Source organism: Streptomyces sp. TSRI0107, assembly GCF_001905845.1.
GTDB lineage: Bacteria > Actinomycetota > Actinomycetes > Streptomycetales > Streptomycetaceae > Streptomyces.
Map to the genome: position 1 here is coordinate 288,840 of NZ_LIVZ01000002.1, position 20,036 is coordinate 308,875.

At 71.2% G+C, this 20,036-nt stretch carries 14 protein-coding genes; 9 read left to right on the top strand and 5 right to left on the bottom strand.

Annotated features, from left to right (window positions below; translation table 11 throughout):
• The first annotated feature begins 17 nt into the window (after positions 1 to 17).
• Positions 18 to 3,302, top strand: a complete 3,285-nt coding sequence (locus AMK31_RS05495) for a BTAD domain-containing putative transcriptional regulator (protein WP_073939230.1) — start codon at positions 18 to 20, stop codon at positions 3,300 to 3,302.
• A gap of 81 nt (positions 3,303 to 3,383) precedes the next feature.
• Here the strand turns inward: AMK31_RS05495 and AMK31_RS05500 are convergent, their stop codons facing one another.
• Together AMK31_RS05500 and AMK31_RS05505 are read right to left on the bottom strand one after the other, a co-directional pair.
• Positions 3,384 to 3,875 (bottom strand): pyridoxamine 5'-phosphate oxidase family protein, encoded by a 492-nt coding sequence (locus tag AMK31_RS05500; protein ID WP_073939231.1) that lies wholly within the window; start codon positions 3,873 to 3,875, stop codon positions 3,384 to 3,386.
• A 31-nt stretch (positions 3,876 to 3,906) separates the two neighbouring features.
• Complete coding sequence (locus tag AMK31_RS05505) at positions 3,907 to 5,367, bottom strand: MFS transporter (RefSeq protein ID WP_073939232.1); 1,461 nt, start codon at positions 5,365 to 5,367, stop codon at positions 3,907 to 3,909.
• Positions 5,368 to 5,522: 155 nt separating this feature from the next.
• Between AMK31_RS05505 and AMK31_RS05510 the strand changes: the two genes are divergently transcribed.
• From AMK31_RS05510 to AMK31_RS05535, 6 genes are all read left to right on the top strand, one after another.
• Positions 5,523 to 5,957 carry a winged helix-turn-helix transcriptional regulator gene (locus tag AMK31_RS05510; protein ID WP_073939233.1) on the top strand — a complete coding sequence of 145 codons (435 nt, stop codon included), beginning with the start codon at positions 5,523 to 5,525 and terminating at the stop codon, positions 5,955 to 5,957.
• A 386-nt stretch (positions 5,958 to 6,343) separates the two neighbouring features.
• Positions 6,344 to 6,682, top strand: a complete 339-nt coding sequence (locus AMK31_RS05515; RefSeq protein WP_073939234.1) for an antibiotic biosynthesis monooxygenase family protein — start codon at positions 6,344 to 6,346, stop codon at positions 6,680 to 6,682.
• Positions 6,679 to 7,566 (top strand): NAD(P)-dependent oxidoreductase, encoded by an 888-nt coding sequence (locus AMK31_RS05520; RefSeq protein WP_073939235.1) that lies wholly within the window; start codon positions 6,679 to 6,681, stop codon positions 7,564 to 7,566. Before AMK31_RS05515 ends, AMK31_RS05520 begins: the two co-directional genes overlap by 4 nt.
• Positions 7,563 to 8,522, top strand: coding sequence for an amidohydrolase family protein (locus tag AMK31_RS05525; protein ID WP_073939236.1), 960 nt, complete (start codon positions 7,563 to 7,565; stop codon positions 8,520 to 8,522). Before AMK31_RS05520 ends, AMK31_RS05525 begins: the two co-directional genes overlap by 4 nt.
• Entirely contained in the window at positions 8,519 to 9,754 is a 1,236-nt protein-coding gene (locus AMK31_RS05530; RefSeq protein WP_073939237.1) for a cytochrome P450 family protein, read from the top strand. Before AMK31_RS05525 ends, AMK31_RS05530 begins: the two co-directional genes overlap by 4 nt.
• 292 nt (positions 9,755 to 10,046) lie before the next feature.
• The gene (locus AMK31_RS05535) at positions 10,047 to 10,892 is read left to right on the top strand and encodes a hypothetical protein (RefSeq protein WP_143204207.1); all 846 of its coding nucleotides are present in this window, start codon (positions 10,047 to 10,049) and stop codon (positions 10,890 to 10,892) included.
• 73 nt (positions 10,893 to 10,965) lie between these two features.
• Here AMK31_RS05535 and AMK31_RS05540 read toward each other — a convergent pair whose 3' ends face one another.
• Entirely contained in the window at positions 10,966 to 13,761 is a 2,796-nt protein-coding gene (locus tag AMK31_RS05540) for an aconitate hydratase (protein ID WP_073939546.1), read from the bottom strand.
• Between the two features lie 224 nt (positions 13,762 to 13,985).
• A complete protein-coding gene (locus tag AMK31_RS05545; protein ID WP_073939239.1) occupies positions 13,986 to 14,819 on the bottom strand; it encodes an SDR family oxidoreductase in 834 nt (277 codons plus the stop codon).
• Between the two features lie 262 nt (positions 14,820 to 15,081).
• On the opposite strand from AMK31_RS05545, the gene AMK31_RS05550 reads away from it, so the two are divergent.
• Positions 15,082 to 15,279 (top strand): DUF4236 domain-containing protein, encoded by a 198-nt coding sequence (locus tag AMK31_RS05550; protein WP_073939240.1) that lies wholly within the window; start codon positions 15,082 to 15,084, stop codon positions 15,277 to 15,279.
• A gap of 64 nt (positions 15,280 to 15,343) precedes the next feature.
• A complete protein-coding gene (locus AMK31_RS05555) occupies positions 15,344 to 16,873 on the top strand; it encodes a helix-turn-helix domain-containing protein (RefSeq protein ID WP_073939241.1) in 1,530 nt (509 codons plus the stop codon).
• A 210-nt stretch (positions 16,874 to 17,083) separates the two neighbouring features.
• Here AMK31_RS05555 and AMK31_RS05560 read toward each other — a convergent pair whose 3' ends face one another.
• Positions 17,084 to 19,873, bottom strand: coding sequence for a GH32 C-terminal domain-containing protein (locus tag AMK31_RS05560; RefSeq protein WP_158074517.1), 2,790 nt, complete (start codon positions 19,871 to 19,873; stop codon positions 17,084 to 17,086).
• Positions 19,874 to 20,036 lie beyond the last annotated feature (163 nt).

Here is a 20,036-nt window from a genome sequence, read left to right on the forward strand (position 1 = left end):
CGGGTTACTGTGGCGCCATGCGATTCGGGGTGCTGGGCCCGCTGGAAGTGCGCACGGCGACGGGGAGACCGGTCCGGGTGCCGGAGCTCAAGGTCCGCACCCTGCTGGCCGGTCTCATCGCCGACCACGGCCGGGTCGTCCCCGCGGCCCGGCTGGTCGAGGCACTGTGGGCGGGAGCGCCGCCCGCCCGCCCCGCCGCCTCGTTGCAGGCTAAGGTCTCCCAGTTGCGCCGCGCCCTGGAGGACGCCGAGGAGGGCGCCCGCGACCTGGTCGTGCACCAGGCCCCCGGCTATCTGCTGCGGGCCGCGCCGGACGCCGTCGACGCGGGGCGGTTCCGGGCCCTGGTCGCGCACGCCCGCACCCTGGAGGACCCGCGGGCCAGGGCGGCGTCCCTCGCGGACGCGCTGGCGCTGTGGCGGGGGCCGGCCTTCGCGGACTTCGCCGGTGAACCCTTCGTACGGGCCGCGGTCGCCGGGCTGGAGGAGGAACGGCTGACCGCGGTCGAGGAGCACCTGGAGGCGCGTCTCGACCTCGGTGAGCACGGCCTGCTGGTGGGCGAGCTCACGGCGCTGGTCGCCGCCCATCCGCTGCGCGAGCGGCTGCGGATGGCCCACATGCGCGCGCTGCACCGGCTGGGCCGGTCGTCGGAGGCGCTCGACAGCCACGCCGACCTGCGCCGCCGGCTGGCCGGCGAGCCGGGCCTGGCGCCCGGCGAGGCCATCGACACGTTGCGGCAGGCGATCCTGCGCGGGGATCCCGCGCCGGCCGGCGCGGCGGCCCCGCCCGAGCCCGCGTCTCCCGCACGGCCCCGCACCAACCTGCCGCACACCGCGAACGACCTGGTGGGGCGGGAGGACGCGGTGGCCGAGGGGCGGCGGCTCCTGGCCCGGCACCGGCTGGTCACGTTCACCGGGCCGGGCGGGGTGGGCAAGACACGGCTGGCCGTCGCGGCGGCGGCCGGGCTCGTCGGCGAGTTCCCGGACGGGGTCTGGCTGGTGGAACTCGCGGGCCTCGGATCCGTCGACGAGAACCACGGGATCTGTCCGTCCCAGCAGGTGCTGGCCGCCCTCGACATCCGGGAGAGCCCCGGCAGCGCCGCGGCGGAGGCCGACGGCCAGGGGTGCCGGTCGGACCGGCGGCTGGAGGAGTTCGCGGCGTCCCGCCGGATGCTGCTCGTCCTGGACAACTGCGAGCACCTGGTGGACGACGTCGCGGCGCTGGCGCGCCGGCTCCTGGAACGGGCACCCGGCGTCACCCTGCTGGCCACCAGCCAGGAGCCGCTGCGGGTGCCGGGCGAGACGGTGTGGCCCGTGCCCCCGCTGGAACTGCCGGACTCCACGGAGCCGGACGCCCTGGAACGGTCCAGTGCCGTACGGCTGTTCGTCGAGCGGGCGCGTTCCGCCGACCCGTCCTTCGTCGTGGACGCCGGGACGGCTCCCGCCGTCGCCGCGATCTGCCGCCGCCTGGACGGGATCCCGCTGGCGCTGGAGCTGGCCGCCACCCGCGTGCGGGCGCTCGGCGCGCACCAGCTGCTGGAACGGCTCGACGACCGGTTCCGGGTCCTCAACTCCGGCTACCGGGGCGCCCCGCACCGCCAGCGGACGCTCCAGGCGACCCTCGAGTGGAGCTGGAGCCTGCTCACACCCGAGGAACGGACCCTGCTGCGGCGGCTGTCCGTGCACGTCGACGGCTGCACGCTGGAAGCCGCCGAAGAGGTCTGCGCGGGCGGCGGCTTGGCCGCCGCCGACGTGGTCGACGTCCTGGCCCGGCTGGTGGACCGATCGCTGCTCGTACGCGCAGACACCCCGTCCGGCACCCGGTACCGGATGCCGGAATCGGTGGCGGCGTACGCGCAGGCCCGGCTGACGGAGTCGGGCGAGGCGGAGCGGGTGGCCCGGCGGCACGCCGCCCACTACGCCGGGCTGGCCGAGGAGGCCCGCCCGCACCTCGGCGGGCCCGAGCAGCGCCGCTGGCTGCGGCGGCTCTCGGCGGAGAGCGGCAACTTCCGGCGGACGCTCCGGGAACTGCGCGGGGCACGCTCGGCGGAGCCGGCCCTGCGACTGGTCAACGCGCTGGCCTGGTTCTGGATCCTGCGTGGCCGGCTCACCGAGGCGCACCGGGCGCTGTCCTCGGCTCTGGACACGGCGGTGCCGCCGTCCGGCCCCGAGGGGTCCGAGGCCGGGCTCCTGGTGGCGGAGGCCGCCGCTTGGCGTGACGGCGTACGGCTGCTGCTCGGCGAGCTCAAGCCGGAGGACCACCGCCCGGCCCCCGGCCAGGACACCGCCCCCACGGCCCGCACCCCGGGCCTCGCCCGCGCCGAGTGGTTCGTCGGCCACGCCCTGTGGGAGGTGGGCGCGCTCGCGGCGGCCGAGCGGCAGAACGACGCCGCCCTGGCCGACTTCCGGGCCCTGGACGACGCCTGGGGCGTGGCCGCCGCGCTGAGCAGCCGGGCCGAACTGGCCATGACCCGCGGAGATCTGGCGAGCCTCCACGACGACGCGTCCGAGGCGCGCGCCCGGTTCATCCGGCTCGGCGACGCCTGGGGTGAGCTGAAGGCGGCACAGGCGCTGGCCGCGCACGCCGAGATCGTCGCCGCGTACGAGCAGGCCGCCCGGCTGCACCGCGAGGGGCTGCGGATCGCGGAGTCCCTGGAGCTGTGGCCGGAGGTGTCGAGCCGCTTGACCGGCCTCGGCCGGATCGCGCTGCTGTCCGAACGCCACGACGAGGCGGACGCGTTCCACCGGCGGGCGCTGCGCCTGGCGGTGGAACAGGGCAACCAGCCGGCCGAGCAGATGGCCGAACTGGGGCTCGCGCTCGGCGCCCGGCGCCGGGGCGACCTGGACGCCGCGGAGGCACACCTGCGGCCGTGGCTGGACTGGAACCGCAGCCGGGGCGCGGACATCGGCGTCGCGCTGATCCTGGCCGAACTCGGCTTCTGCGCGGAGCTGCGCGGCGACGCCGGGCGGAGCCTCGCCCTGCATCGCGACGGGCTCGCCGCCGCACTGGCCTCCGAGGACCCGCGTGCGGTGGCGCTCGCCCTGGAGGGCCTGGCCGGCGCCCATGCGCTGGGCGGCCGGCCGGCCAGTGCGGCCCGGCTGCTCGGCACCGCGGAGGCGACCCGCGAGCGCTCCGGCGCGCCGCTGCCCCCGGCGGAACAGGGCGATGTGCGGCGCGTGTCGGCACGGGCCCGCGACGCGCTCGGCGCGGAGGCCTTCACGGCGGAGCACGCGGCGGGGCGCGCGGTGGACCACCGGGCGGCGGCGGACACGGAGCTGGGCCGGGAGGCCGCCGGCCCGGCGTGAGGCGCACCGCCGGGCGCGACGGTCAGCGGTGGGCCGTCGGCCGTGCGGGACCGGGGCCGTCGGCCGGCGGAGCGCCCTCGCTCAGCGGTGGGCCGCGTCCGTCCAGATGCGGCTGCTCAGGTCCGAGCCCCGCAGCACCTGGACGCGCCAGGGGTCGATGCGCAGCACGTGGTACTCCGGGTGCGCCGGGCCCGAGTTCCAGAAGTTCCGCGGGTCGTAGCCGACGCCGGCCGGGCTGCCCTTGACGTACAGGTCCCACGCGTACCTCTTGGTCTCCGGGTCGTCGACCCAGTGCGAGACGCTGTCGATGAAGACGGCGTTCTGCCGGGGGCTCCAGTACGAGTACGTGGTGTGGGGGTTGTTCGCCAGGTGGGCCGCCTTGACCGGCGTCTTGTAGGCGGCCAGCCAGCCGACCGGCCTGCCGTCCACCGTCTCCCAGACGGGCAGCAGCACACGCGCCCGGGGGCGGGCCTTCTTGTCGACGGTGATCATCGTGCAGTACACGATGTCCTGGACGTAGGTGTTGAAGGCGTTCTCGATCTCCGAGAACGAACTGACCTTCACAGCAGCCATCACGGCACCTCGGGTCGGGAAGTGGTCGGGGTCAGCGGGCGGAGTCGGTCGGCTCCAGGGCGGGGTCGTACGCCGGGACGTCGTGTGCGGGGACGTCGTGCGCCCGGACGGGCTCCGTGGACGCCGTGCCGGGCTTGCGGCGCAGGCCGAGCGTGCTGATCACGGCGGCGAGCGCGGCGGCGACCAGCGGGACGAGCAGGGCCGCGCGATGGCCGTCGAGGAGGGCCTGGTCGCTCGTGCCGTGGGTCGTCGCGGTGATGACGGTGGTGGCGGAGGAGAGGCCGAGGGCCGCGCCGAACTGGAAGGAGGTGTACAGCAGTCCGCCCGCGACGCCCTGCTCCTCCTCCGCGACGCCCTCGGTGGCGACGATGGTCAGCGGGCCGTAGGCCAGCGAGAAGGCGAGGCCCAGGAGGATGAGGCTCGGGAACATCATCAGGTAGGTCCAATCCAGCCCCAGCGGCAGCATCAGCGCGTAGGACAGCGTCGCCAGCAGCAGACCGCCGAAGATGACCCGGGCGTTGCCGAACCGGCTGACCAGCCTCGGGGTGAGCGTCGGCGACAGGATCGCGTCGACCCCGATCACGATCATCGCGAAGCTGGTCTCCAGCGTCGACCAGCCGCGCAGCTCCCGCAGGTAGAGCACGACGACGAACTGGAAGCCGAAGAACCCGGCGGCGAACAGCAGACCTGCGAGGTTGGAGCGGACCAGGCTCCCGCTGCGGAAGAGACCAAGACGGACCAGCGGCTCGGCGGCCCTGCGTTCGATCAGCACGAACGCGAGGAACAGCAGCAGGCCGGCCGCGACGGTCAGCGCGGTCACGCCCGCCGACTCGTGCCCGGCGCGCTCCACGGACACCACCAGGAGCAGTACGGCCGCGGTCACGCTGACCGCGCCGGCCACGTCCACCCGCCGGCCGGCGCGGCCGCCCGGCTCGGCCGGCCTGGGGATGAGGGCCGTACCGGCGACCAGGACGAGGAACGACAGGATCACCGGGGCGAAGAACACCCAGCGCCAGTCGACCGCGGCGAGCAGTCCGCCGACCACCAGGCCGACGGAGAAACCGCCGGCGGCGGTACCCGAGTACACGAGCAGGGCCTTGTTGCGCTGGGGGCCCTCCGCGAAGCTCGTGGTGATGATCGACAGGCCGGCGGGCGTCATGAAGGCCGCCGCCACACCGGTGACGAACCGGGCGACGATCAGCGTCCAGCCGTCGTCGGCGAGACCGCCCAGCCCGGAGAAGAGCAGGAAGACGGTCAGCCAGAACAGGAACATCCGGCGGCGCCCGAACAGGTCGGCGGCGCGTCCGCCGAGCAGCATGAAGCCGCCGTAGCCGAGGACGTAGGCGCTCATCACCCACTGGAGCATGCCGGTGGACAGTCCCAGGTCGGCGCGGATGGACGGCAGGGCCACGTTGAGCATGGCCACGTCGACGCCTTCGAGGAAGATCGCGCCACAGAGCACGAACAGCACGCCCCAGGCGCGCCCGGTCATACGGTCGGCGCCGTCGGCCTGAGGGGATTGCGTTGCGGACACGGAAAAACTCCCTGCTGGAGAAGTGGAGACAGAAGAACAGGAGAACCGGAGGAAACGAATGAAAGGCGGTTCCCTCTTGTAACCACAGGAATTTTCAGGCAGGCTCGGCGACCATGGAAGAAGGCACTTTGAAGTCACCGACTCACTGCGCGGATACCGAGGGCGATTACGACGCCTTGCAGTGGGACACCCGGCAGGGCTGTGAGGTACGGCAGATCCTCGATCGCGTGGCGGACAAGTGGTCCCTGCTGGTGATCGCGCTGCTGGACCGCCGCAGCCTCCGCTTCTCGGAACTGCGCCGCCGGATCGACGGCATCAGCCAGCGCATGCTGACCGTCACCCTGCGCCAGCTGGAGCGGGACGGCCTGGTCAGCCGCACGGTGCACCCGGTCGTGCCGCCGCGCGTGGACTACGAGCTGACCCCCTTGGGGGCGACGCTGCACGACACCATCCGGAGCCTGGTGGTCTGGACGGAGGACCACCAGGACGAGATCGCCGCGGCACGCGCGGAGTACGACCGCCGGGCCGACCAGGCCATGGCGTCCTGACACACGCACACACATCAGGGCCGGACTCCCCCGGGGGTCCGGCCCTTTTCGATTACCGGTTGTCGACCTGCCGGCAATTCACCCTTCGAGTGCCCTCGGATTTCCTCTTGCTCCCCTTCGGATTTCCTTCGGACCCGCCTAGGGACCGCTTCGGATTTCCTTACGCATTCCCAAAAATTTCTTCTCGTCCGCCTCGGCACCCCAAGCACCGCCCCACCCCCGGCAAGACCGTCACGGAACACCTCCGTCACTCACTCGAACGGCCCAACAGCGGAGCGTGACGCCCTTGTGGGCACTGGGTCGTCCCCCGTTCGGAGTTGCGTCCGCATGGGCGACATGAGTCGGTAGGTGTCGTGTCCTGCCGGATCTCACCTTCAGGAGGAGATATGGGCACCAAGCAGAACGGCCGTTCGGCCGAGAAGCTGTGCGTCGTCTTCACGGTCCGTGTGATCGAGGGCGGCGAGCAAGGGTTCCTGGACATGTACGACAAGATGCGGGAGTCCGTCTCCCGCACCCCCGGCCACATCGTCGAGCGGCTGGGCGAACCCGTGGACGACTCCCGTCAGTGGGTGATCACCAGCGAGTGGGAGACGCCGGAGCACTTCTTCGCCTGGCAGCAGAGTGACGAGCACCAGGCGCTGGTGGCCCCGCTGCGCCAGTGGGTCGACTCGACGCAGTCGCTGCGGTTCCGGGTCGTCAAGGAGACCGCGGGGGTGGCGTCATGACGCACACGCCCCACGGCCCCGTCGCCGTACTCGGTCTGGGCAGCATGGGCACCGGCCTGGCCGCCCGCCTCCTCGACCAGGGAATTCAGGTGCGGGTTTGGAACCGTACCCCGGAGCGGGCCCAACCGCTCGCCGGCATGGGCGCCTTCACGGCCGCCCACCCCCGGGAAGCCGTCGAGGGGACGAGCGCCGCGGTGTGCACCCTCGCCGACGGCGAGGCCCTCGGCTCCGTGCTGCACGGTCCCGACGGCGTGCTGTCCCAGGGCCCGTACGACGGCGTCCTGATCTGCGCCGGCACCGTGGGCCCCGACGAGGTCGTGCAGATCGCCGGGGAGGTCGCGTCGGTCCTGGACGTCGGCATGCTCGGCAACCGCGAGCACGCCCACGACGGCGAACTGCGTCTGTTCGTGGGCGGCGAGGAGCGGGTGTTCGAGTCGTGCCGGCCGCTGCTGGAGACGCTGGGCAAGGAGGTCGTCCATCTGGGCGCACTCGGGTCCGGCATGCGGATGAAGCTCCTCCTCAACCTGCTGATGGGCGTGGAGGTGCAGGCCATGGCCGAGGCCTCCGAGCTGGCGGCCGCCTGCGGGCTCGACCGGCAGCTGGTCCTCAAGACGATCGCGGGCAGCGGCTTCGCCTCGCCGGTCATGGCGTTCAAGTCCAGGCGGCTGGCCTCCGGCCGCTTCGACGAGCCGGACTTCAAGCTGCGGCTCATGGCGAAAGACCTCATGCTCGCTTCCAAGCAGGCAGCAGCGTGCGGCCTGAACCTGCCACTGGCGGCGGCCGCGGCCGAGACCCATCGCCGGGCGAGTGAGCAGGGGCTGGGCGACGAGGACTGCGCCGCGATCGTCCGCGCACTGACACCCAACCGGGGAAACCACACATGATCATCGACATCCACGGGCACCTGTCCCCACCGGAGGCGGCGGAACGGTTCCCGATGCCCCCGAGCCTGACCGACGTCGACGGCATGCTCGCCGCCCGCGCCCAGGCCGGAATCGACCTCACCATCATCGGCAGCCCCGTGGGCGCCGGGGCGATGGCGCGGGTCCCGGGCGTCGACAACTACGCGCAACCACGTGACCGGCTGCGCGGCTTCCACGCCTGGATGTCGGGCCTGATCGCCAAGTTCCCGGACCAGTTGCGCGGGTACGTGTACGCCAACCCGTTCGGTGACGACGATCATCTGGAAGGGGTGCGGGAGACCCTGGAGGATCCCGCGTTCGTCGGCCTGATCACCACGTCCAGTGTGCACGGGGAGCTGCTCGGCTCCCCGCGCGCCGACTCCTTCTTCGCGCTGGCCGCGGAGGCGGGGGTGCCGGTCCTGGTGCACGCCCCGGCCGAACCGGCCGGCACGGAACGGGTCGACGACATCTCCTTCGTGGAGCAGATCGGCCGGTTCGGTGATCTCACCATCGGCATGGCGATGATCGCGTTCGCGGGATGGCTGGACAAGTACCCAGGTCTGCGGCTGATCGGCGCGACCGGCGGCGGCGCGATGGCGCTGCTGCCGGAGCGCCTGCAGACGGCGGCGCGCCCCCGGCACTGGGCCGGGGGGGCACCGCCCCCCGGTGGGGCCGCCGCCCCGCCGTCGGCCGACCCCGCCGCGGCGCTCCAGCGCATGTACGTCGACACGAGCCCGTTCAGCCAGGCCCATCTGAACCTCAACGCGGAGGTCCTGGGCCCCGAACGGATGCTCTTCGCGACCGACTCGCCGCCGATGGCGGCGCCGCTGGAGGACTTCGTCCGCATGATCGAGAAGCTGCCGATCGACAAGGCGTCCCAGCAGCGCATCCTCGGCGGCAACGCCGAGGCCCTCTTCGACCTGAGGAGTCGTCCGTGACCACCACCCAAGACGCCGTCACCGCGGCCGAGCGGTGCACTCCGGAGTACCGGCGCAACCCTCACGCGGTCTACGCCCAGCTCCGGGAAGCGGCGCCGGTCTGCCCCATGAGACCGCCGCACGGCAACGAGACGTACCTGATCACGCGGTACGAGGACGCGCGGGCCGCCCTGGCGGACCCGCGGTTGAGCAAGGACATGTACGGGGCCATGGACGCCTACCGGAGCATCTTCGGTGACTCGTCCGTGGCACTGGACGACAACATGCTCAACTCGGATCCGCCCAAGCACACCCGGCTGCGCAAGCTGGTCAGTTCCGCGTTCACCCCGCGGCGCGTGGAGGCCCTGCGGCCGCAGATCGAGGCCGTCGTCAAGACGCTGATCGACGACTGCCCGGCCCGGGAGCCGTTCGACCTGCTGCCCGTCTTCGCGTTCCCGCTGCCGATCATCGTGATCTGCGACCTGCTCGGTGTGCCGCCGCTGGACCGGGAGCGGCTGCAGCACCTGTCCACCACGGTGGCGCAGACGGGCTTCGGCGAGGAGGCCAAGCGGGCCCAGCAGCAGGCCGAACTGGATCTGCACGCGTTCTTCACGGACCTGGTGCGGACCAAGCGTGAGAACCCCGGTGACGATCTGATGAGCGCGCTCACCTCCGTGTGGGACAACGACGGCGGGCTCAGCGAGCACGAGCTGGTCTCCACGGCGTTCCTGCTGATGTTCGCCGGCCACAAGACGACCGCGTACCTCCTCGGCAACGCCGTCCACCATCTCCTGTCCCACCCCGCGCAGTTGCGCGCCGTGCAGCAGAACCCGGCGCTGGTGGGGCAGGCGGTCGAGGAGGTCCTGCGCTACGACGGCTCGGTGGAGAGCTCGACGTTCCGCTACGCGACCGAGGACGTGGAGTACTCCGGGACGCGCATCCCGAAGGGCTCGCTGGTCCAGATCGCGCTCAGTTCGGCGAACCGCGATCCGCTGAAGTTCGACCGTCCGGACGAGTTCGACGTGACGCGGAAGGGCGCCCAGAACGCCCATCTCGGGTTCGGGCACGGCTCCCACTACTGCCTGGGCGCCCCGCTGGCCCGGGTGGAGACGGAGGCGGCCATCACCGGGCTGTTCGGCCGGTACCCGAGGATGACCCTGGCGGACCCGGCCGCCGAGCCCCGGTGGCTGGAGGTTCCCTTCCCCGCCTTCCGCGGCCTCGAGGAGCTGAGGGTCGTACTCGACCCGAAGTGACCGACGACGGGCGGGCGCGGGAGCCGTACGGCGGCTTCCGCGCCTTCGGCGTGCGCGGACGTCCGGCGTGCCGCGCGGCTCTCCGGCGTGCCGGGGCCGCGACCCGGTTCGGCGCCCCGGGCGGCCGGACGGGTGGATCCGCTCCCTGTTCGGCCCAGTCCGCTTGGCGTGTCCCCTTGACCCGGGCGTTCGCTGGTAGCGCCGCTCGGAGAGATGGGCACCCGTTGCCACCGGCTGCCCAGGGGAGCGGATTCGTCCACGCGCGCATCGCGCATGAACCGAGGAGTCCTCGATGACGAGGAAGAGCATGCACCGCCCGACGGTCCTGGGGGCCCTGGCCGGTCTCGGCCTCACCCTGACCCTGCTGCCGGCCGCACCGGCCCACGCGCAGACGTTCGTGCCCTGCAACAACATCACCGCGCTCAGGAACGCGATCACCGCCTCGAACGCGAGCGACGAGAACATAACCCTGGCGCCGTTCTGCACGTACACGATCTCGACGACCGTGTCGGCGGGCAACGGACTGCCGCAGGTCACGGGCTCGTACAGCATCAACGGGTACAACACCACGGTCCGCCGCTCGGCGGCGGCGGGGACACCGAACTTCCGTGTCTTCGAGGTCGAGGCGGGCGGCGACCTGACCCTGAACTCGATCCACGTCCGCGGGGGCAACGTGCCGGGCGACTCCGGCGGCGGCATCCGGGTGTCCGGCACCGGCAGCACCCTCACCGTCCAGAGCGGCAGCGTGCGGGACAACAGCGCCGGGACCGGCGGCGGCATCCGCACCCGCAACGGCGGCGCGGCCACCCTCAGCTACACCCTGGTCAGCGGGAACACCGCGACCGGCAGCGGCGGTGGCGGCGGCATCAGCCACGCCGGGTCCACGCTGTGGCTCAACATCACCAGGGTGCAGGGAAACACGGCCGCCCAGGAGGGCGGCGGCCTGCGCACCTCCGGGACGAGCACCGCGACGCTGGTGCAGAGCACGGTGACCGGCAACACCGCGAACGGCCTGCTGGAAGGCGGCGGCATCTTCGAGGGCACCAGCAGCCAGGTGTCCCTGATCGGCACCTCCGTCACCGGCAACATTCCGAACAACTGCCGTCCGGTGGGAGCCGTTCCGGGCTGTGTGAACTGACCCGTCCCGGCACGGCGAAGGGCCGCACCCCCGTCACCGGGGATGCGGCCCTCGAACGCCGTTCCGCAGAGGCTTACTTGCGGATCAGGCTGCGCAGCACGTACTGCATGATGCCGCCGTTGCGGTAGTAGTCGGCCTCACCGGGGGTGTCGATGCGGACGACCGCGTCGAACTCGACGCCGGTGTCGGTGGTGACCTTCACCGTGCGCGGGGTGGTGCCGTCGTTCAGCTCGGTGACGCCGGAGATGGAGAAGGTCTCCTCGCCGGTCAGGCCGAGGGACTCGGCGGACTGGCCCTCCGGGAACTGCAGCGGGAGGACGCCCATGCCGATGAGGTTGGAGCGGTGGATGCGCTCGTACGACTCGGCGATGACGGCCTTGACGCCGAGGAGGGCCGTGCCCTTGGCCGCCCAGTCACGGGACGAGCCGGAGCCGTACTCCTTGCCGGCCAGGACGACCAGCGGGATGCCCTGCTCGATGTAGTTGCGGGAGGCGTCGTAGATGAACGACACCGGACCGCCGTCCTGGGTGAAGTCGCGGGTGTAGCCGCCCTCGGTGCCCGGCGCGATCTGGTTGCGCAGGCGGATGTTGGCGAACGTGCCGCGGATCATGACCTCGTGGTTGCCTCGGCGGGAGCCGTAGGAGTTGAAGTCACGACGCTCCACACCGTGCTCGGTGAGGTACTGGCCGGCCGGGGTGTCGGCCTTGATGGCGCCGGCCGGGGAGATGTGGTCGGTGGTGACCGAGTCGCCCAGCTTGGCGAGGACGCGGGCGCCCGCGATGTCCTGGACCGGGGCCGGCTCCATCTCCATGCCCTCGAAGTACGGGGGCTTGCGCACGTACGTCGACTCGGTGTCCCACTCGAAGGTGTTGCCGGTCGGGACCGGGAGCGACTGCCACTGGGCGTCGCCGGCGAAGACGTCCTGGTAGGACTTGGAGAACATGTCCTCGCCGATGGCGTTGGCGACGACGTCGTTGACCTCGGCCTCGGAGGGCCAGATGTCCTTCAGGAAGACCGGGTTGCCGTCCTGGTCGGTGCCCAGGGCGTCCTTGGTGATGTCCACCTTCATGGAGCCGGCGATCGCGTAGGCGACGACCAGCGGCGGGGACGCCAGGTAGTTCATCTTGACGTCGGGGTTGATACGGCCCTCGAAGTTCCGGTTGCCGGAGAGGACCGAGGTGACCGCGAGGTCGTTGTCGTTGACGGCCTTGGAGACCTCCTCCGGCAGCGGGCCGGAGTTGCCGATGCAGGTGGTGCAGCCGTAGCCGACGAGGTTGAAGCCGACCTTGTCGAGGTACGGGGTCAGGCCCGCCTTGTCGAAGTAGTCGGTGACGACCTTCGAACCCGGGGCGAGGGTGGTCTTGACCCACGGCTTGCGGGTCAGGCCCTTCTCCACGGCCTTCTTCGCGACGAGCGCGGCGGCGACCATGACGTACGGGTTGGAGGTGTTGGTGCAGGAGGTGATGGCCGCGACCGTCACCGCACCGTGGTCCAGCTCGTAGGTGGTGCCGTCGGGGGCGGTCACCTGGACCGGGTTGGACGGTACGGCACCGGTGCCCTGGCCGTGCTGCGGGGCGCCGGCTCCGTTCTCCTGGTGGCCGTAGGCCGGGGCGTCGGAGGCCGGGAAGGACTCGGCACTGGCCTCGTCGACCGGGGAGGCGGCGGCCTCCGGGGACTGCGCGACGGGGGCCTCGACGTAGTTGAGCACGTCCTTGGCGAACTGCTGGGCGGCCTCGGCGAGGACGATCCGGTCCTGCGGGCGCTTCGGGCCGGCGATCGACGGGACGACCGTCGACAGGTCCAGCTCCAGCTTCTCGGAGAAGTCCGGCTCGGCGGCCGGGTCCAGCCAGAGGCCCTGCTCCTTGGCGTACGCCTCGACGAGCGCGACCTGCTGCTCGGAGCGGCCGGTGAGCTTGAGGTAGTTCAGGGTCTCGCCGTCGATCGGGAAGATCGCGGCGGTGGAGCCGAACTCCGGCGACATGTTGCCGATGGTGGCGCGGTTGGCGAGCGAGGTGGCGGCCACGCCCTCGCCGTAGAACTCGACGAACTTGCCGACGACGCCGTGCTTGCGCAGCATCTCGGTGATGGTGAGCACCAGGTCGGTGGCGGTGGTGCCGGTGGGCAGCTCGCCGGTCAGCTTGAAGCCGACGACGCGCGGGATCAGCATGGAGACCGGCTGGCCGAGCATCGCGGCCTCGGCCTCGATGCCGCCGACGCCCCAGCCGAGGACGCCGAGGCCGTTGACCATGGTGGTGTGCGAGTCGGTGCCGACGAGGGTGTCGGGGTAGGCCTGGCCGCCTCGGACCATGACCGTACGGGCCAGGTGCTCGATGTTCACCTGGTGGACGATGCCGGTGCCCGGCGGGACGACCTTGAACTCGTCGAACGCGGTCTGGCCCCAGCGCAGGAACTGGTAGCGCTCCTTGTTGCGGCCGTACTCCAGCTCCACGTTCTGCGCGAAGGCCTCGTGGGTGCCGAACTTGTCGGCGATGACGGAGTGGTCGATGACCAGCTCGGCCGGGGCCAGCGGGTTGATCTTCGCCGGGTCGCCGCCCAGCTCCTTCACGGCCTCACGCATGGTCGCGAGGTCCACGACGCACGGAACACCGGTGAAGTCCTGCATGATCACGCGGGCCGGCGTGAACTGGATCTCCTGCGACGGCTGGGCCTGGGAGTCCCAGTTGCCGAGGGCACGGATGTGGTCGGCGGTGATGTTCGCGCCGTCCTCGGTGCGGAGCAGGTTCTCCAGCAGGACCTTCAGGCTGTAAGGCAGCCGGGCGGAGCCCTCGACCTTGTCAAGCCGGAAGATCTCGTACGACTCGTCGCCCACCTGCAGCGTGCTGCGGGCGTCGAAGCTGTTCGCCGACACGACAGTCTCCTTCATTGATGTGCGCGTTTCACCGCATCCTGCCGCCACGCCGTATTGGCCGATCCGCTAAGGTAAGGCTAAGTTAGGTAACCCTTACCGCCAGGCTCGTCAGCGGCGTGCGGCGGCAGTGCGCCTCGGCAGATATCTCGATGTCGAGATAACTCTAGTACATGGGGGCGGGATGGTCATGCCCTGACCCCACCGAAGCACCGCGCCGCCCCCGATCAGCAGAACGCCGCGCGCTGCCCGGCCGCCCACTCGCGGAAGGTCCGGGCGGGCGCGCCGGTGATCCGCGGCACCGTGTCGCGCACCCTGACCAGATCGTCGGTGAGGTCCCGGCCCGTGAGGTCGAGGACGCCGGCCGCGCCGTCCTCGCCGATCAGCGCCGCCGGCTCCCGGCGCGCCTCCTCGGGATCGGTCCGCACGACGCCGACGTCCCGGCCGAGCACGGCGGAGAGGGCGGCGGCCTGCTCACGGGGCGTGACCCGCTCCGGCCCGGCCACCTCGTACACGCGTCCCGCGTGGCCCGGCCCGGTCAGCGCCACGCGGGCGACGGCGGCGATGCCGGCGGGATGGACGGCCGGCAGGCCGACGTCGGGGTACGGCACGCGCACCAGGCCCTCCGTCCGGATCGAGTCCGCCCACCACAGCGCGTTCGAGGCGAACCGGGTCGGCCGCAGGACCGTCCACGCCATGCCGCTGTCCCGCAGCAGCCGCTCGGCGGCCAGATGCCCGGCGACGGCACGCAGATGAGGGTGCGTGCCCACCGCGAGGGACGAGATGAGCACCACATGCCCGACGCCCGCCTCCCGGGCCGCCGCGAGCAGGTCCGCCTCCGCGCCGTGCCCGGAGAGCAGGAAGAAGGCGCGCGCCCCTTTCAGCGCGGGCACCACCGAGCCGGGGTCCGCGAGGTCGCCCTCGACCACCTCGACACCCTCCGGGAGACCGGCCCGCGCCGGTTCGCGACTCAGCGCACGGACCGGCAGGGCACCGCGGCGGTGCAGGTCCGACACGAGGGGACGGCCGATGTTTCCGGTGGCACCGGTGACGAGAATCATGCGGCGGACGCTAGGGGGTGTCTCGTCGATCAGGCCGGATCAGGGAGCGGCGTCTGGTGCCGTGCATCGCAAGGCGGAGGAGGGAGCCGATGCGGCGCATCGGCGAGTGACGACAACGCGGCGAGGCGCGGTGCCAGGCGCCGCGAGCCCGGCATGATCGGCGAGACGCCCCCTAGGACCTCAACCGAACTCGAGGTCAACGGGGAGGGCTTGAGGCCCGGACGCGGGGTACCCGAAGGGCGGACGAGCGAAAGGAGGCATTATGCCCCTCACCTTCCGCAAGAGCATCCGCATCCTGCCCGGCGTGCGCCTGAACATCAACCGGCGCTCCTGGTCCCTCACCACGGGCGGCCGGAACGGCCCCCGCCGCACCTACAGCAGCACCGGACGTCGTACGACATCGGTGGATTTGCCCGGACCTTTCGGGTGGCGCCGGACGCGTACCACCAGGCGGCGTTGACGAAACGTCACCCGAATGGCCCCCAAGGGATGTGCCATCTCATATCTGAGATAACCTCAGCCTCATGGCAGACGACTACCTCGTACGCATCGGCAAGCTCATCCGTGACGCCCGGCAGCACCGGGGCTGGACGCAGTCGCAGCTTGCCGAGGCGCTCGGCACCTCGCAGAGCGCCGTCAATCGCATCGAGCGCGGTAACCAGAACATCAGTCTTGAGATGATCGCCCGCATCGGAGAAGCCCTGGACAGCGAAATCGTCTCACTGGGCTACGCCGGTCCGATGCACCTCAGGGTGGTGGGCGGCCGCCGGCTGTCCGGCGCCATCGATGTGAAGACGAGCAAGAACGCGTGCGTGGCCCTGCTGTGCGCCTCGCTGCTCAACCAGGGGCGCACGGTGCTGCGCCGGGTCGCCCGCATCGAGGAGGTGTACCGCCTGCTGGAGGTGCTGAACTCCATCGGCGTGCGCACCCGCTGGATCAACAACGGCGTCGACCTGGAGATCGTGCCGCCGGCCGGTCTCGACCTGGACTCCATCGACGCGGAGGCGGCCCGCCGCACCCGCTCGATCATCATGTTCCTCGGCCCGCTGCTGCACCGCCTGGACCGCTTCAAGCTGCCGTACGCCGGCGGCTGCGACCTCGGCACCCGGACCATCGAACCGCACATGATCGCGCTGCGCCGGTTCGGCCTGGAAGTCGCCGCGACCGAGGGCCAGTACCACGCCATGGTGGACCGCGGCGTCCGCCCCGACCGCCCGATCGTCCTGACCGAGCGCGGCGACACGGTCACCGAGAACGCGCTGCTGGCCGCCGCCCGGCACGACGGCGTCACCGTCATCCGCAACGCCTCCTCCAACTACATGGTCCAGGACCTGTGCTTCTTCCTGGAGGCCCTGGGCGTGAAGGTGGAGGGCGTCGGCACGACCACGCTCACCGTGTACGGCATGCCGGAGATCGACGTGGACGTCGACTACTCCCCCTCCGAGGACCCGGTCGAGGCGATGAGCCTGCTCGCCGCCGCGGTCGTCACGGAGTCGGAACTGACGGTCCGCCGGGTCCCCATCGAGTTCCTGGAGATCGAGCTGGCGGTCCTGGAGGAGATGGGCCTCGACCACGACCGCACGCCCGAGTACTTCGCCGACAACGGCCGTACACGCCTGGTGGACCTGACCGTGCGCCCCTCCAAGCTGGAGGCGCCCATCGACAAGATCCACCCCATGCCGTTCCCCGGCCTGAACATCGACAACGTCCCGTTCTTCGCGGCCATCGCGGCGACCGCGCAGGGCAAGACCCTCATCCACGACTGGGTCTACGACAACCGCGCGATCTACCTGACCGACCTCAACCGCCTCGGCGGCCGCCTCCAGCTCCTCGACCCCCACCGGGTCCTGGTCGAGGGCCCGACCCGCTGGCGCGCCGCCGAGATGATGTGCCCGCCGGCCCTTCGCCCCGCCGTGGTCGTCCTGCTGGCGATGATGGCGGCGGAGGGGACGTCCGTACTGCGGAACGTGTACGTCATCAACCGGGGCTACGAGGATCTGGCGGAGCGGCTGAACTCGATCGGGGCGCAGATCGAGATCTTCCGGGACATCTGAAGGATAGTCAGGTAGTGACTGGTGAAACGGCTATGACCTGAAGCAATACACGTCGCCGAGAAGTGTGACGGCGCTTCGTGGGACTTCTCTGGGTCGTGCATGCCCGCGAACAGCGTCACCAGGCTATGCGCCGGCCCGGCCCGCGGCGAGATCGCGGGCCGGGTCGGCCATGAGCGTGGGTACCCTGGGCCGTCGAAGAGGGTGACCGGGTCAGTCGGTCATGTTGCCCATCTTCCAGACGGTCATGGACTTGACGATGCTGCCGTCGCCGAAGAGGCGCAGGCCGAGGGAGTCCTGACGGAAGGGGTAGGCGCGGGTGGTGATGGACTTGTGGTCGTTCGCGTACGCCTCGACCATGGAGCGGTCGACGAACACGTCGAGGGTCAGGGTGCCGTTGGAGAGAGTCAGCGGGCCCTTGTGGATGCCGAAGTTCGGCTCGGCGCTGGAGTTGTTCCCGGATCGCGTCCGGTCGACGCCCAGTTGTCCTGCGGGAGCGTCGTAGAACAGGCGGGTTCGTTCTTCGTCGCCGGCGCTGCGGAGCACGTCGAGCCCGAAGGTGTCGGCGCTGCCTCGCTCCAGGGTCAGCTTGACGTGAAGCATGTCTCCCCTGATGCCGGCCAGGCGGGTGTTGGCGTCGGTGAGGGAGGTCGGTTCGCTGATGTGCAGGAGCGGTTCGCCGACGTGGAGGCGGGAGACTTCCTCGACAGGGCGGAAACCGAGGTCTCCGTCGGGCCGCATGGACAGTTCGATGGGCAGGCCCGCATTGTGGGCCCAGCCGGCGTCGTAGTGGGCGCGTTCGGTGCGCCGGTCCTGGGCGATGCTGAAGACGAGGGAGCGCCCCTTGTCGTCCACCGTTCCGCTGGGGCCGGTGAAGTGGTCGCCGTAGTCCATGAGCCGGGGCTCGGTGGTGTCGGGGGTCCAGCGGCGGGCCTGGGCGTCCCAGGTGCCGACCCAGTAGTAGACGTACTTGCTGCTGTACTCGCCGGGACCGGCCGGGAAGGCCGGGTTGATGAGCAGGGCCCGGCGCTCGCGGCCCTGGGCGTCCTTGCCGATGGGCAGGAAGGTGGGCAGCTCCCAGACCTGGCCGGTCTTGGGGTGGGCCGCCACGTCGCCGACCATGAGGGGTCCGGAGTACGTCCAGTCGGTGAGATTCTTGGAGGTGTAGAGGAGGGCGGTGCCGCCGATGTCGGTGCCCGAGGTCGTCTGGACGCCTGAGCCCATCAGCTGGAACCAGGTGTCTCCCTCCTTCCAGACGAAGGGGTCGCGGAAGTCGCCGAAGCGGACCTTGCGGCCGGCGCCGACGTTCAGATCGGCGGTCTGGCTGGTGACGAGGGTGGGGTGCATCTTCCACTCGACCAGGTCGCTGTCGGCCGGGTCGACGGGGCGGGCGAGGCCGGTGGCCTGGTTGGGGCGCTGGGCGTCGTTGCCGGCCGTGAACAGCAGGACGGGCACGCCGTTCTCGTCGTAGGCGGCGTCGCCGGACCAGACCCCGTCGGGAGCCACGCTGTCCGCAGTGGGCGCGAGGGCGACGGGCAGGTCGCGCCAGTGGACCAGGTCCTCGCTCACCGCGTGTCCCCAGGCGATGTTGTGCCAGTAGGGGCCGTGGGAGTTGTGCTGGTAGAAGAGGTGGTACTTGCCCTTGTACTGGATGGGGGCGTGGGGTTCGTTCATCCAGTGGTTCGGGGCGGTGAAGTGGTAGCCGGGACGGTAGCGGTCGCCGTCGTAGCGGGAGCGGTCCATCTCCATCTGCGCTTTGGGCGTGGCGCCTCCGGCGAAGGTCTGCACGTCCTTCTGGTGCCCGGCGGTGACGGACGCCGGGGCGAGGGCGCTGTTGTGGATCTTCACCTCGTCGATGAGGCCGTTGAACATGTTGACGGCGAAGGTGCCGTTGATGATCGCGGGCTGGTTGTGGCGGCCGATGATCAGGGGAACGTCGGCCTTGGCCAGCCGGGCATTGCTGGGGATCGCGGTCTGGGCGACCTGCTCGCCGTTGAGGAAGAGCCTGATCGCGCCCTCGCTCGGGGCGAACACGGCTGACAGATGCGCCCACTTGCCCGCGGCCAGGGCCGCCGGCTTCGGGACGGTCACCTCGTACCACGCGTCGCCGGTTCCGATGCCGAACTGCCACCTGCCGTGCCTGCCGACGCCGAGGGAGAAGCCCCGCTTGGCCGCCTTGTCCTGCTGGTTGACGACGACGGACGGCTTGCCGTCGTCTCCCCACTCGAACGCGCGCGGCGCGACCCACGCCTCGATGCTCAGGCCGTCCGTGGGCAGCTGCGTCTGCGCTGCGGCGCGGGTGACCCAGGTGGAGTAGCCGTCGAACAGCAGGGCGCCGGAGAGCACGCCGTCGGCCTCGTTCTTCGGGCGCCAGAGCGGGTCACTGTCCGGCTTGTACTGCGCGTCGGTGAAGACGTAGCTGATCGGGTCGGCGGCCTGACTGACCTTCTCCCTGGTGGTGGTGCCCTGCCCTTCGGTGAAGTCCCAGTGGGCGGCGAGTCCTTGCTGCGAGGGGTCGGGAGCGGGGTCGGTGCCGACGCGGACGTCGTCGAGGTTGATGTGACCCCAGCCGCCAGTGGCCTTGTCCACGGCGGTGATGCGCAGCTGCTCGCCGAGGTGTTCGCGGGCGTCCCAGGTGACGCGGCGGTACGCCTCGTCGTCGGTCCCGGTGGCCTTGTGCAGGACGGTTCCGTCGAGGGTGGTCAGGGCGGCGTAGAGGTCGTTGTCGTTACGGCCGCCGGAGACCAGGACGCTGACCATGCCGGTGCCGGTGAGCGTGAACGGCTCGGACGTCGCCGTCCCTGTGGCGGCGTCACCACCGGCGGCAAAGCCCCACAGGTGGTAGGAGCCCTGCTGGTTGAAGCAGCAACCCCAGCCCCAGCCCGGGTCGTCGGTGACGGCCCCGTTGAAGGCGGTTCCGGTGGTGGTCCAGCCGCTGAGATCACCGGACTCGAAGCCGGGATTCGACAGCGCGGTCCCGGTCGCGCTGGCCGTCTGCGTCATCAGGGGCGACGTCAGACCGAGACCTATCGCGAGCGCTAGCAACAGCCGCAGCAGACTGCTTCCGGTCGCCGATCTCGATGGTGCTCGGGTTCGCATACGAACCTCCGTCGGTGTGGGTCGGGTTGATCGAGCGGAGCACGCCGGCCCTGGGCGCGGCACGGCC